Raw genomic sequence first — 13,768 nt, 5'->3', positions numbered from 1 at the left:
ACGGATCCGGGCGTGAGCACACCCGTTCCCGTGTCCGAGGTGGTGCTGCGCGAGTACGGACACGCCGTCTCCGTCCCGATCGGCGCCGCGACCGGGCGGGCCCTGGCCGCCTCCGGCATCCTGCAGAGCGCGACCCCCGACCCCGTACGGAGCGGGCACTGGCTGCTACGGGCGGGCAGCCGGGTCGGCGCCGTCCGCACGCCCAACGGCCTGGTCGTACGGATCATGCCCAAGACCCCCGTGACCCGACTGTTCTTCCTGCTCGGCTTCAGCCTCGACCCGGCGCGCGCCTGGCGAGACAGCCGGGAGGGCACCCTCGACACCGGTGCGTACGACGATGTCGTCCCGGCACTCGCGCACGCCGTGGAGCGACAGATCGACGCGGCGCTGCAGCGCGGGGTCCTCCAGGGTTATCGCGAGGTGGAGGAGTCTGCGCTGGTCGTACGCGGGCGGTTGCGCGAGGCCGAGCAGATCCGGCGCCATTTCGGCCGCACACCGCCCGTGGCGATCGTCTACGACGCCTACACCGCCGACACCGCCGAAAACCGTATCCTGCGCACCGCCACAGAGCACCTGCTGCGCCTACCGGGCGTCCCCGGCCCCGTCCGGCGACGCCTCGCCCACCAGCGCGTACGTCTGGCCGACGCTCTACCCCTGGTGCGCGGTCAGGAATTGCCGCACTGGCAGCCCTCGCGCCTCAACACCCGGTACCAGCCCGCGCTGCGGCTCGCCGAGGCAGTCCTGCGCGGCACCTCGCCAGAGCACCGGACCGGGCCCGACACCCTCTCCATGGACGGTTTCCTGCTCGACATGAACAAGCTGTTCGAGGACTTCGTCACCGTCGCCCTGCGCGAGGCCCTGCGGGAACACGACCTGACCGCATGCTTCCAGGACCCGCACCACCTCGACACCGCCGGTCGCGTACGGATGCGCCCCGACCTCGTCGTGCGGACCGGCGACGGGCGCACACCGCTCGCTGTAGTCGACGCCAAGTACAAGATCGAGAAGGCCGACGGGTATCTCAACGCCGATTTGTACCAGGCATTCGCCTACGCCACCGTGCTCGGCCTGAGCGAGGCGCACCTGGTGTACGCGGCCGGACGGCAGCCCGACCGCTTCCATGAGGTACGCGGTACGACAACGGGGCCAGGCGGGCGGGGAGTACGGCTGTACCAACACAGCCTCGACCTCTCCTGCGAACCCGTAGAACTGCTGGCAGCCTTCCGGGGAATCGCCGGGCGGCTGGCTGGAACCACCTCGCATGCGCAAACCGTCCCACATTCGCAATCATGAAACACCACGCGGGAGTTCCCCCTCACCCGAGGATCTCCTCACGGGAATCAGACCGCTGCCAGATGCACAGGCCCGCTCAGGAAGAAAGGTACGGAACCCATGCCCCGGCTCGCCTTCACCCAGAGCTTCTGGGACGGCTTTGACACCCTGGAGAAGCCGGTGCGAACCGGCGTACGCAAGGCCATGGAGAAGTTCCAGACCATGACCGTCGCCGAACTCAACGCGGACAAAGGACTGCACCTTGAGTCCGTCGGCAACGCCCGTGATCGACGGATGCGCACCATTCGCATCACGGACTTCTGGCGGGGTGTCGTCCTCGCCCCCGACGACGGCAGCGACATGTTCCTGCTGGTCAACGTCCTGCCGCACGACGACGCCTACAACTGGGCGGCCAAGCGCCTGTACAGCGCCAACACCGCGACGCGTGCCCTGGAGGTTCGCAACGCCGTCGCCCTGGACGAGCTGACACCGCTATACGAGACAGCCGCTCGCACAGCGCCCCGGCTGCTGTTCGCGAATGTCTCCGACGGCACGCTGCGCGAGCTCGGCATCGATGACCAGGTTCTGCGCGCCGCCCGTTCTCTGGGGGACAAGGCTCAACTGGAGGCGTTCTCCACACTCCTGCCGGAGGATCAGCTGGAGGTGCTGCAATACCTCGCCGAGGGCTTCAGCCCGGAAGAGGTCTACCGGGACGTCGTCGCCGTGCGCCGACCCGCCGATGCACCCGCCGAGCCAGTGGAGGACCTGGCCACAGTGATCGCCAACACCCCCGCACGCATCCGCCTGGTCACCGGTCCGCAAGAGCTGGAGGAGATCCTGGAAAAGCCGTTCGCGGCCTGGCGGATCTTTCTCCACCCTTCCCAGCGCCGCGTCGCCTACCGCACCTCGTACGGGGGCCCTGTCCAGGTCACCGGCGGTCCCGGAACCGGCAAGACGGTGGCCGCGCTGCACCGGGTCAAACACCTGCTCGGCCACTCCGACGACGACCGCATCCTGCTCACCACGTACACGAACGCGCTCGCCACCGGACTTCGCGAGATGCTCGGCCTTCTCCTTGACGAGGACGAGAGTCTGCTGGCCCGTGTCGACGTGACAACGGTCGACGCCTACGCGAACAGCATCGTGCGCGCGAAATCGACGGCCACACCAAATCCAATCGGCGACCGGGAGCAGCGGCAGCTGTGGGGGAAGGTCGTCAAGCAGCTCGAATTGCCGTTCACCGCCCAGTTCCTGGCCCAGGAGTACCGGCACGTGGTGCTCGGCCAGGACCTCCGCGATCTCGACGCTTACCTCGGCGCGAGCCGCCGCGGCCGCGGCACCGGTCTCGGACCCGCGCGCCGCAGCCTGGTGTGGAGCGGCGTGGAACGGTTCGAACAGCTCCTGCGCGATCTCGGCGAAACCACCCACCTGCACGTCTGCACCCGCGCCGCCGATCTCCTCGCCGCCGAGCCGGCCCCGTACGCCCATGTCGTCGTCGATGAGGCGCAGGACCTGCACCCCGCCCAATGGCGTGTGCTGCGCGCCGCTGTCTCCTCCGGTCCCGACGACGTGTTCCTCACCGGCGACCCGCACCAGCGGATCTATGACTCCCGAGTGTCACTCGGTTCCCTGCGCATCGCCACGGCCGGCCGCAGCTTTCGGCTGCGTGTCAACTACCGCTCTACAGAGGAAATCCTCACCTGGTCGGCCCGGCTTATCGCGCCCGTGACCATCGAAGCGCTGGAGGGCGAGGGAACGGACTCGCTGACTGGATACCGGTCCCTGCTCCACGGGCGCCGCCCCCAGGCACAGGGGTATGCGACCCAGCAGGGGGAGTCCGAAGCCCTGGTCGATCGAGTCCGGGCGCTGCTCGCCGAGGGCCTCGCACCGCACGAGATCGGCGTGTGCGCACGCTTCAGCCTCGCCCTGGACACAGCCGAGGAAAAACTGAAGGCCGCCGGCATCCCAGCGCTACGAGTCAAAGGACAGATCGCACCGGGGGCCGAAGGCGTGCGGCTGGCGACGATGCACGCGATGAAGGGCCTCGAGTTCCGGGCAGTGTCCGTGCTCGGCGTTCGCGAAGGCGCCGTCCCCTTCACCCGAGAAGTCACCTCGCGCGAGGCAGACCCTCTGCAACACGACGCCGATCTCCTCCGGGAGCGCTGTCTGCTCTTTGTCGCATGCACGCGCGCCCGCGAGGCGCTGAGTGTGACGTGGAGCGGAATTCCCAGTTCGTTCCTGCCACCCGCCGGGTAACCGACCGCCCAGTTCGGACGTGTGCGGGGCGCCTACGCGCCTGCCCCGCACGGGGCCATCACTCCTCCGGCACCAGAGCGCCCGTGGCGAGACCTTCACGGGCGACTTCGGCGATTTTCCGGCTCAGCTCCTCCACCTTCCGCATTTCTTCCTCGAACGCGGACACGGACTGGAAGGCGGATCCGTACCGACGCTGCTCGTCGATGCCCATGCGGGGGATTCGTGAGCCCCTTCCGTCCATCCGAAAAGTCCCGCTGGCACTCGTGGAGCGGCGGACATTGACGGAGCTGCGCAGGAATCCCTGCAGATAGTCCGTGTCGAGCCGATCGCTGACGGAGACCGGCTCCGGGCCGTCGTACGCGACGAGTCCGGCGCGCGCAAGATCCGCGACGCTGGTGGTGGCGCCGCCCAGTGAGCCCGGACCGTCGCCCTGCACAAGCTCGGGAAGGAACGCGGCGAGTTGACGGAGCTGCTCCTCCAACTCTTGGCGCAGGGCCGCGTATTCACCGGGGTAGTCACGATGCCGATCCCGCAGGTGGCTACTGGGGGTCAAGTCGACTGTTTCGTCGAGGAGTTCGATCAGCGGCACGTCGGCGACCTGGTCGGGACGTGGCTCCAGACTTCCGTCGGGACTGTTCCCGGTCAGATCGACCATGCGTACGGTGTGGCGCGTATCCGTACCCTCCGCGCCTTCGGGACGGCGCAGGCACCACAGGTGGATGGGCAGGGCATGAGAGGTCGCCGTCCCCGGGGGCAAGGCGACAACTTGACGCACGATGCCCCGGCGTACGAGTTCCGCGCGGATGCGGCGGCCAGCCTTGCGGTACGCGACTGAGGCGGGCATCACCATGAGGACCTGTCCGCCGGGCTCAGTGTGCGCATAGGCGTGCTGAAGCCACGCGAGCTCCCCCTCGGCCTTGGACGGTGTGCCGAGTTCCCAGCGCGAGTCGAGGAGGAGTTCCTCACGCCCCCACTCCGTCACTCCGGCCGGCGGATCACAGACGACCAAATCGGCTTTGCGGTCCGGCCATTCATCAGCGCGCAGGGAATCACCCGCCATGATCTGTACGCCTGACCGCCCCGTGAGGTCGGCGCGGAGCTGTGCAAAACGGGCGCTGTCGGCGTCCAACTCCTGGCCACAGCAGCGCATGTCTGCCTCGGAGGCAACAGCCAGGAGCAGCACCCCGATTCCGCAGGCGGGATCGAAGACCACGGCGTCAGGCGACAGGACAGGGGCGAAGTGGCATACGGCACGCACTACGCGCTCGGAGGTTACCTGGTCCGATCCCGCGCGCCGGGCGGAATCCATGAACCGTTCAGTCAGACCGTTCACGAGGTCGAGGGGCGATTCAGTCCGGGCGAGCCCGCGCACACGCGCGGCGACGTCATCCGGCGGCCGCGGCTCTTGCTCTCCGCTCAGTAGCCCGGCCACCTCTGCCAAGCCCGTGACTATCTGATCCCCGTACGCGGTCCGCATGGCCTGCCACAGCTCGACCTCAGGTGATACGTCCTGACCCTTGCGTTGCTTGTCCAGCCACGCCTGCACCTCGGCGAGTGCATAGAGCGGACTGTTCGCGGCACCGCCCGCCGGTGCGGGAAAGTCCTCGTAGCGCCGACGCCAGTTGGAGACAGCGGCCCGAGTGACCCCAGCCAGTCGAGCGATCTCGGAACCGGTGACAAGGGGCCCGACCGGTGAAGCGGCACTGTCAGTCATTCCCCCAGCGTACACGGGGCGCTATAGCCATTCCAGGCTCGGGCGCGTTGACGACGTTCACGCGCCAGTGCCTGACGTGTACCCGGCTCCCTTGAGCCCACGCGCCGCGGCCCCCTTGCCCGACAGTGGCTACTCACCCCGATCGTCCACAAAAAACTCGCTGCACGTGACCGCAGTCGGAAGCCGTGACAGCGAGCGTCCCCGTGCGTCACCGGGCACGGGGTGAGCAGCGGCTGCCCTCACTGCGCTGCCCTCCTTCACCGGGCCGCGCATCGTCATCCTCATCGGCGACTACGACATCCTCACCACCGCAGGCCAACAGCTCCTCGCCGCGTTCCTGCCCTACATCTCCTCCCCCCAGGACATCGGCCTGCACTTCGTCTTGACCCGCCGCGTCGCCGGATCCTCTCGCGCCCTGTTTGAGCCCTTCCTGATGACTCTGCGTGAATCAGGCACTGCGGCCCTGTTGATGACCGGAGATCGCACCGAAGGCCAGCTCTTCCCCGGCCTCTACGCCAGCGCCCAACCCGCCGGCCGCGGCACGTTGATCCACCGCGGGCGCCGCCACCAGCTCATCCAAACCGCCCTCGCCCCCACCCACCCGGAAGACGCCGCGTGACCAAGGACGTGATCGCCCTCACCCCGAACATGCCCGACGCCTGGGCAATTACGGCCGGTCTGCACGCGGGCGACCCCGACCTCAACGTGGCCACCAGCAAAGATGGCGCGGTCATCCAACTCTGCGGCCCCGGCGGACACCCCCTGGTCTCCATCGAAGCCCCCATGCTGATTCATACCCCGGGCGAGACCCAGCGCCTGCTGAACACCCCGGCCGCCGCAGGGCCGGTGTGGTGGACGGAGGTACGCGCCTCCACCGCCGTCCCAGAAGCCCACCCCCTCGCGGCCTCTTTCGCCGGCCGCCTCAGCGCCCTCCTCGGCGGCACCACCTGGCCCCCGAACGCCAAGGCCATCAAAGTCGTCCCGCTCAGCACGGACGTCACCGCGCTCCCGGCCCCCGACGAGGCGCTGCCCGCCGTCGACGTCCTCACCGACTCCACCGCCGTCGTCCTGACCGACCGGCCCGTCCTCGCTCTGACGACCTGGCTCGCCGACATCCTGCGCACCACGGCCGCAACTGACCGCGCGCTGCAGATCGTCACTCCACCTCACGTACGCCTCACCCAGCCCCTGCGCACCGCGCTGACCGGCGCACCCAACCGCTGGGTGATCCAGGACCCCGAATGCGGCTACTGCGACGGGCTCTCCGGCGCCGTACTCCGCTGGCAGAACGGCACCTTCGCCCCCGCCTCCGGTACGGCGGGCACCACGCCGGTCGCCCCCGCCTTCACAGCAGCACCCTCAGCCACTGGCGAGCGCCAGCTGATCCTCAGCTTCCGTACGCACCACACCGTCGATGACCATCTCATCCTCGGCCAGGCACTCGAAACAACCTGGCGGAGCCTCACCGGAGCCCCGCCGGTCGGCTGGGGCAGCGCCGAGCCCATCAACCTGCCCTGGTCCACCCGCCAGTTGACCGACCTGGCCCGCAGTCGCGCCCCCAAACCCAGCCTCCTGACCGCCATCGGGAACCCCGAGCGCCCCGCGATCGCCACCCTGCGCATCACCCGCACCACAACGGGCATCGAAGAGGACGCCACCCTCGCCCTGGGCTACACCGCAGACGAAACCCCGCCATTGGAAGCGATCGAGCCGCTGGCCAACACCCTCGTCACCCGGTTCGGGCTGACCTCGATGCTCGCCCAACTCCGCACCGCCCGCCGCGATCTCACCACCCCACCCCACCTCGAAGCGCCCCCGATCCCCGTCTCCTTCACCCTTGGCCCGCAATCCGTCACGGCTATCGGCCTCACCCACGCCCGACGCCCACCCCTCACCCTGCGCCCCATCCAACTCGGGCACACCAACCGCCCCGCCCTGCACTACCCCTTTGGAAACGGCACCAACGCCCACGCCTGGAACGATCTCCAACAGCTCACCGCTCACCTCGGCGCAGCCCAGGAAGAGCCTCGCGCATAGGGAGTCAGGGCGCGATCTTGCTCGCGCAGAGGTCCTGATACGCCTGGGAGATGTCCACGAAGCGCACGGTGGTGACCTCCTCGCGGCTGGGCGTTCCGGAGGTCCCGTGCAGTTCGAACACGCGCAGATCGCGTAACGCACCTGCCTTGCGGCAGAGTTCGCGGGCGAAGCGGCCATTGCCCAGTTGGTCGACAAGGCGATCGTCGACCGCGCGCCTGCAGCTTGCCTCCAGCACGGTGACCGCGTCCTCATCGAGGACATCGCCCTGCTGCTCTAGGAAGCTGTGCGCGATCCGCACCAACTCCTCGGCCGAGTACGACGGGAAATCCACGTGTGTGGTGAACCTGGACGCGAGCCCGGGATTGGTCGCGAGAAGTTCGGTGATCTCGTCCGGATAGCCGGCCAGGATGACGACGAGCCGGTCCCGGTCATCCTCGGCACGCTTGAGCAGGACCTGGAGCGCCTCGTCGCCGAACGCGTCCCCGCCGGAGTAGCCGGTGTTGGACAGCGAGTACGCTTCGTCGATGAACAGGACGCCGTCGAGCGCCGAGTCGATCAATTTGCTCGTCTTGATGGCAGTCTCGCCGAGGTGCTGGCCAACCAGGTCGACTCGTTGCGCTTCGATGACCTGGCCTCGTTCGAGCAGTCCAAGTCCGGTGAACACCTTGCCGACAACGCGGGCCACCGTGGTCTTCCCTGTGCCTGGCGGGCCGGTGAACACAAAATGCTGCGGCGCCGAAGTCGAAGGAAGCCCCTGCTCTCTGCGTACGGCAGCCATACGCAACTGTGCGACGAGCGTTCGCAGTTGTCGCTTGACCGGCTCCAGCCCCACCATCCCGTCCAGCAGCGCCATGGCCTCCTTGAGTTGTACCTCCGGAGGCACGGTTTCAGCGGAGGCTGTCGGCGTGGGTGGTGTCTGACGGGCCGGAGTCGCTGTGGCCGGGACAGTCACGGCCTGGGCGCGTTCGGCGACATCCGCGAGGGTGGGGAAGCAGCGGAAGGCGTACTGGAAATGCCGCAGGGCGACGTCCATTTGCCCGAGCCCCTCGTAGGCGAGACCCCGCGCGTAGGCAACTTCACCATCGAACCGGCCTTCCTTCTCCAGCTTCTTCGGGAGCGGGGTAAGGGCATTGAGCGCCTCATGGAACACTTGCTGCTCGATGAGGGCGCGGCCCACGTACAACTGGGTCTCATCACGAAGGAACGCGTCGGCGACGTTGCGTGAAAAGTGCAGCGTGAGGTTCCAGTCCTGCTTCAAGAAGGCGTACCGGGTGCACGCGAAACGCGTCTCGTCGCAGTCCAGATACGCCTCCGACAGGGACTGCCACGCCTCGTCGAGCCGCCGCGCATCGAGGAGTTTCGCAACCGCGGCGAGCCAGGCATCGCGTGCGGTCTCGAGACGCAATGAGACGTAGGTACCGAGGTCGAAACGCGACTTGAGCGGCGTGACAAGCTTGCTGCGCAGGGCACCGAAGGAGCGGAGATTGTGCGCCATCGCATCAACAGCCTCTGCCTGGCGACGCCCTGCCGCATGGAGGCCCAACCACGCATCAGCAGCCGAAGGATCATGCTGGATGGCCTCTTCGAAGCAACTCGCGGCCCAGTCCGGCCTCCCCTGCCGCAGGAACTCGACCCCCTTCACCCACGCGCGCTCACACCGCTTGGTCGAGTACCGCGGCGCAGACGCTCCCGGCATCGTTCCCCCTCTTCCCCTGAACAACGACCGCATACGACGACATCCCAGAGCAGGATTGTTCCACCTTGCACTCCCCTGCACTCACAGCCCACCGCTGAAAGGGGATTGGCACTCGCTACCCGAGTACTCGAACCCTTCCGACGTCCGCCACCTGCCCGGCGCGTGCGGCCAAGCGCGACAGCCACCCGCCGAGACAGGCCATCGACCGCCCGTACCGGCGAATGCGGCACCGTCGCGCCCACGCCAAGGGGCGAACGCCTGCTGGCCCCGACCGGCCCGCACGGGCGCGCACAACCCCGCCCAGCTGGCGTCATCCGCGTGGAGAGCGACGGGCGATATCAGGTGGCGAGCCGTCAGCGCATCTCGCCGCGTGGGCGGCCGGGGTAGGGCGGGGCTTGGAGCGCGGAGGTGGGGCAGGGCGTGGGGGGCGGACAGACCATGATCGTTGCACAACCGCGCGGGAACACCCGGGAACACCGCAGGTCAGCGGGGTAAACGGCTCTGGATGCAAAACGACCCCACCCCGGGGAAAACCCCAGGTCAGGGCCGTAAATGCGGACGAGTCAGCCTGTACGCCGGGGTACTGTCCCACCGCCAGACGGCCTGCACGCCCCATCCACAAGTGGCGGACACCGAGAACCATTTCGCGTTCCAGCAGAGCTTGGTCGGCACGCAGGATTCCGATCCAGCGACCTTCACAGGGCATCCATTAGACGCGCGGCCGCGACGCCGAACTGCTCTGCGTCTACGACGTGACGGGTGGTCGGCGTTCGCGTGGTGCATCGAACCGTCGCCCGTAGACGCGATCGGACGGCAAACGACTCCCCTGGCTGCTCATGTCCCCGTAGTGCATTGGACCGCTCCCACCCGCGTTCAACATCTGAATGCAGCCCACAACACCCATTGCCCAAAAACATGCATATCACCCATCCGGAATCGGAAATGGGGTCACGAATTCGCATGGCCCCACATCACGGTTTCCGGGTGTGGGGTCTTCGATCCCGACCCCACTCCCAGTGGGAGCGGATGGGAGCGCACATGAGCTGCGGGAAGAGCGGAAGCGCATATCCGGAACGTCACCCGATCGAGGGGAGTTGCGGGTTACAGAACGGGCTCGGATGTGAACGGGTGTGCAAGGAAACGAATATGTGCACATGGGGGTGAGTGGGAGCAAAACGATGTGGGGTCGGTGGGAGCGGGCTCCCGCTCCCATGCTCCCAGGTGGGAGCATGGGAGCAACAGAAAAAGGGCCGTTCGAAAACGGCCCTTCACCTGCGACGTTCGATCGTTCGAACTGTCGGGACGACAGGATTTGAACCTGCGACCCCTTGACCCCCAGTCAAGTGCGCTACCAAGCTGCGCCACGTCCCGGTGCCCGTCTGACCTGGTGTTTCCCCTGGCCTGACCTGCATGAGAACCATACATCAATCCGCGCACGCGACTCACTGCACCTGCACACGCGACAATCACCGGATGAACGACAAGCGGGACAGGGACGAAGAGGGGCGAGCACGCAATGCGCGTCCGCGCGACGGTCTTGGGCGGCCTCTGCCGTATGGGACGGCCGGCGTCGAGCGGCAGCCCGAGGGGGTGGCGCGCCGGCCCGAGGAGACGGTGCGCGAGGCGCAGCGGCTGCTGGACGCCGGGATGCCGTTCCATGCGCATGAAGTCTTCGAGGACGCTTGGAAGTCCGGGCCGGATGAGGAGCGCGCCCTGTGGCGCGGGCTGGCCCAACTCGCCGTCGGGCTCACCCATGGCGCGCGGGGCAACACGGCGGGCGGAGCGCGGCTTCTGCGGAGAGGGGCGGGCTGGGTGGACGCGTACGGGGAGCGCGTGCCGTACGGCATCGATCTCGATGCGCTCTCCGCCTGGGCGCGGGCACTTGCCGGGCGCCTCGAATCGGCGGACGGCGCCCGGGTCGTCGACGCCGAGGAGGAGGCTCCCCGGCTGCTGGGAAGTTAGCTGTCGGGGTCGGGGCTTACGAGGATGACGTCGAGGGTGCGGGGGCCGTGGACGCCTTCGACGCGGTCGAGTTCGATGTCGCTGGTGGCGGAGGGGCCTGAGATCCAGGTTTGGGGGCGGGTGGGGTCGAGGCGGGGCAGGGCGTGGGGGAGGGACGCGACGATCTGGTCTTGGGTGCGGACGATGCAGATGTGGTGGTCGGGGATGAGGGTGATGCGTCGTCGGCCCTGGTCGGGGCCGGCGTCCAGGACGATCGTGCCGGTCTCGGCGATCGCCAGCGCACACCCGGTCACCACGCTGTCGACCGTGTCGAGGTCGGCGGGGGTGCTGGTCGAACTGTCCGGGATCTGTTGCGTGTTCGCTTCCTCCAGCCAGGCGGCCGGTAGGCCCGGTGGGATGAGCACCGTGTGGGATCCGTGTGCGGTCAGGAGGCGGGCGATCAGGTCGGGGAGACTGTCGTGGTGGGTGTGGTGGACGTGGGCGCGGTAGTCGGTGAGGTGGTGGGCGAGGAGGTCGGTGAGGGTTTGGGGGGTGTTGGGGGTGTGGGTGGTTTGGTAGGTGCGGGTGGGTTCGGGGGCCTGGGGGGCGTCGGCGACCGCCGTGCGGATGCGGGCCAGGATCGTGTCGCGGGTGTTCATGTGCGGTTCTTCTTCCACCAGTCACGGAACGGCTCTGCGGGCAGCGTGGGCAGGTCACGCCGGTCGGTCCACGCCGATGCCCCGGGGACCTTCTTCGGGTGCACGGCCCGGGTTTTGGCGGCGAGGCGCTCGATGGTGGTCAGGGCGGCGGGGTGGTTGAGGATCCAGCCGGCCGCCTTCATCGTCGTCTTCTCCAGGCGGTGGCCGGATCCGGGCTGGTCGGTGACCTGTTCGCGCAGGTGGACCAGGACCTCGGGGATGTCGATGGCGACGGGGCACACCTCGTAGCAGGCCCCGCACAGGGTGGAGGCGTAGGGCAGGGAGGCGTCGATGGCGGACTGGGTGCCGCGCAGTTGCGGGGAGAGGATCGCGCCGATGGGGCCCGGATAGACCGAGCCGTATGCGTGGCCGCCGGCCCGTTCGTAGACCGGGCACACGTTCAGACAGGCCGAGCAGCGGATACAGCGCAGCGCCTGGCGCCCGACTTCGTCGGCCAGGGTGGTGGTGCGTCCGTTGTCGAGGAGGATGAGGTGGAAGGTGTGGGGGCCGTCCTGGTCGGTGGTGCCGGTCCAGGTGCTGGTGTAGGGGTTCATCCGCTCCGCCGTCGAGGAGCGGGGCAGGGTTTGGAGGAAGACTTCCAGGTCCTGCCAGGCGGGGATGACCTTTTCGATACCGACCACCGAGATCAGGGTCTCGGGCAGGGTCAGGCACATGCGTCCGTTGCCCTCCGATTCCAGGACGACCATCGTCCCCGTTTCGGCGATCATGAAGTTGGCCCCGGAGACGGCGACCTTCGCGCGCAGGAACTTCTCCCGCAGATGCAGCCGGGCCGCCTCCGCCAACTCCGCGGGGCTGTCGGTGAGATGGTCGGGGGCCGGGCGGCCCCAGTCGCCCATGGTGCGGGCGAAGATCTCCCGGATCTCGCCGCGGTTGCGGTGGATGGCGGGCACCAGGATGTGCGAGGGGCGGTCCTCGCCCAACTGCACGATCAACTCCGCCAGGTCGGTTTCGTAAGCGGCGATGCCTTCCGCCTCCAGGGCCTCGTTGAGACCGATCTCCTGGGTGGCCATCGACTTGACCTTCACCACCTCCGACTCACCGGTCGCCTTCACCAGATCGATCACGATCCGGTTCGCCTCATCCGCGTCGGCCGCCCAGTGCACGATCCCGCCGGCCGCGGTGACCCTCTCCTCCAACTCGATGAGGTAGGTGTCCAGATACCGCAGCGTCCGGTCCTTGATCTCCTTCCCGGCCTGCCGCAACTGCGCCCAGTCCGACAGCTCACCCACCGCCACCGCACGCTTCGCCCGGATCGTGTGCGTGGCATGACGCAGATTCCCCCGCAGCACCGGATCGTTCACCGCCGCACGCGCCGCCACCGGAAACGACGGCATCCCCACAAACGTCCCACTCATCCCAACGGCTCCTTCTCCGTACTCGCCAAAATCTCCGCCAGGTGCAGCGCTCGCTGTGGTGCTTCCTGGCGGTGCAGGAGGCCGCCGAGGTGCATCAGGCAGGAGTTGTCGGCTCCGCATAGCACTTCGGCTCCGGTCGAGGCGGCGTTGCGGACCTTGTCCTCACCCATCGCCACGGAAACATCGGAGTTCTTCATCGCGAAGGTTCCGCCGAAACCGCAGCACTCCTCCGACCCGGGCAGCTCGCGCAGTTCGAGTCCCTTCACTGCTTCGAGCAGCTTGCGCGGCCGCTCCCCGAGTCCCAGCATCCGCAGGCCGTGACACGAGGGGTGGTAGGTGACCGTGTGCGGGAAGTACGCGCCCACGTCCGTCACACCCAGCACATCCACCAGGAACTCCGTCAGCTCGTACATCCGCGGCACCAGCGCGTCCGAGACTCGCTGAAGCTGCGGGTCAGAGCCCTTGCGGGCGATCCGTGGGTAGTTGTCGCGCACCATCGCCGCGCAGGAACCTGAGGGGGTCACCACGTGGTCGTAACCCTCGAAGACCCGGCCCATCCGCCGTACCAGCGGCTCGGTCTCGCGCCGGTAGCCCGTGTTGAACTGCGGCTGTCCGCAACAGGTCTGGCCGGGTGGGAAGTCCACCTCCACCCCGAGCCGTTCCAGGAGTTTGACGACGGCGATACCCGTGGACGGATACACCGCGTCATTGACGCAGGTGACGAAGAGTGCGACACGCATAGGTCGGAGGATATGCCGTCGGCGGCGGCCCCCGTAAG

General features: G+C 68.0%; 9 protein-coding genes, 1 tRNA gene and 1 pseudogene. 5 read left to right on the top strand and 6 right to left on the bottom strand.

The window, feature by feature from the left end; all coding sequences use genetic code 11:
- Positions 1-12: 12 nt before the first annotated feature.
- Complete coding sequence (locus tag AB0H78_RS19390; protein WP_363235689.1) at positions 13-1,293, top strand: restriction endonuclease; 1,281 nt, start codon at positions 13-15, stop codon at positions 1,291-1,293.
- A 99-nt stretch (positions 1,294-1,392) separates the two neighbouring features.
- Positions 1,393-3,528: a UvrD-helicase domain-containing protein gene (locus tag AB0H78_RS19385; RefSeq protein ID WP_363235687.1), complete on the top strand. Its 2,136-nt coding sequence runs from the start codon at positions 1,393-1,395 to the stop codon at positions 3,526-3,528.
- Between the two features lie 58 nt (positions 3,529-3,586).
- Here the strand turns inward: AB0H78_RS19385 and AB0H78_RS19380 are convergent, their stop codons facing one another.
- Complete coding sequence (locus AB0H78_RS19380; protein WP_363235686.1) at positions 3,587-5,242, bottom strand: N-6 DNA methylase; 1,656 nt, start codon at positions 5,240-5,242, stop codon at positions 3,587-3,589.
- A 250-nt stretch (positions 5,243-5,492) separates the two neighbouring features.
- Between AB0H78_RS19380 and AB0H78_RS19375 the strand changes: the two are divergent.
- A pseudogene (locus AB0H78_RS19375) lies at positions 5,493-5,861 on the top strand (type VII secretion protein EccC); the annotation flags it as partial.
- Positions 5,858-7,279, top strand: coding sequence for a DUF6177 family protein (locus AB0H78_RS19370; RefSeq protein ID WP_363235685.1), 1,422 nt, complete (start codon positions 5,858-5,860; stop codon positions 7,277-7,279). The pseudogene AB0H78_RS19375 and the gene AB0H78_RS19370, both read left to right, overlap by 4 nt.
- Positions 7,280-7,283: 4 nt before the next feature.
- Here the strand turns inward: AB0H78_RS19370 and AB0H78_RS19365 are convergent, their stop codons facing one another.
- On the bottom strand, positions 7,284-8,921 hold the full coding sequence (locus AB0H78_RS19365) for an AAA family ATPase (protein ID WP_363235684.1): 1,638 nt from the start codon (positions 8,919-8,921) through the stop codon (positions 7,284-7,286).
- Positions 8,922-10,272: 1,351 nt separating this feature from the next.
- Positions 10,273-10,346 (bottom strand) — tRNA-Pro (locus tag AB0H78_RS19360).
- A 102-nt stretch (positions 10,347-10,448) separates the two neighbouring features.
- On the opposite strand from AB0H78_RS19360, the gene AB0H78_RS19355 reads away from it, so the two are divergent.
- Positions 10,449-10,937 carry a DUF309 domain-containing protein gene (locus AB0H78_RS19355; RefSeq protein ID WP_363235683.1) on the top strand — a complete coding sequence of 163 codons (489 nt, stop codon included), beginning with the start codon at positions 10,449-10,451 and terminating at the stop codon, positions 10,935-10,937.
- Here AB0H78_RS19355 and AB0H78_RS19350 read toward each other — a convergent pair.
- From AB0H78_RS19350 to AB0H78_RS19340, 3 genes are read right to left on the bottom strand one after another with little or no spacing between them, the layout of a single operon-like run.
- Positions 10,934-11,575 (bottom strand): lactate utilization protein C, encoded by a 642-nt coding sequence (locus AB0H78_RS19350; protein ID WP_363235682.1) that lies wholly within the window; start codon positions 11,573-11,575, stop codon positions 10,934-10,936. The genes AB0H78_RS19355 and AB0H78_RS19350 overlap by 4 nt on opposite strands.
- Positions 11,572-12,990, bottom strand: a complete 1,419-nt coding sequence (locus AB0H78_RS19345; protein WP_363235681.1) for a lactate utilization protein B — start codon at positions 12,988-12,990, stop codon at positions 11,572-11,574. The genes AB0H78_RS19350 and AB0H78_RS19345 overlap by 4 nt, the downstream gene beginning before the upstream one ends.
- The gene (locus tag AB0H78_RS19340; RefSeq protein WP_363235680.1) at positions 12,987-13,730 is read right to left on the bottom strand and encodes a (Fe-S)-binding protein; all 744 of its coding nucleotides are present in this window, start codon (positions 13,728-13,730) and stop codon (positions 12,987-12,989) included. Before AB0H78_RS19340 ends, AB0H78_RS19345 begins: the two co-directional genes overlap by 4 nt.
- Between the last annotated feature and the right edge of the window lie 38 nt (positions 13,731-13,768).

The sequence above is a fragment of the Streptomyces sp. NPDC050738 genome (assembly GCF_040654175.1).
GTDB lineage: Bacteria > Actinomycetota > Actinomycetes > Streptomycetales > Streptomycetaceae > Streptomyces.
The sequence above is the reverse complement of the archived record's forward strand: the minus strand, read 5'-3'. Positions and strand labels throughout refer to the sequence as shown.

Coding starts and splice junctions, on each gene's coding strand:
- AB0H78_RS19385 (WP_363235687.1), top strand. CDS start 1,393: ATGCCCCGGCTCGCCTTCACCCAGAGCTTCTGGGACGGCTTTGACACC.
- AB0H78_RS19355 (WP_363235683.1), top strand. CDS start 10,449: ATGAACGACAAGCGGGACAGGGACGAAGAGGGGCGAGCACGCAATGCG.
- AB0H78_RS19345 (WP_363235681.1), bottom strand. CDS start 12,990: ATGAGTGGGACGTTTGTGGGGATGCCGTCGTTTCCGGTGGCGGCGCGT.
- AB0H78_RS19340 (WP_363235680.1), bottom strand. CDS start 13,730: ATGCGTGTCGCACTCTTCGTCACCTGCGTCAATGACGCGGTGTATCCG.
- AB0H78_RS19350 (WP_363235682.1), bottom strand. CDS start 11,575: ATGAACACCCGCGACACGATCCTGGCCCGCATCCGCACGGCGGTCGCC.
- AB0H78_RS19380 (WP_363235686.1), bottom strand. CDS start 5,242: ATGACTGACAGTGCCGCTTCACCGGTCGGGCCCCTTGTCACCGGTTCC.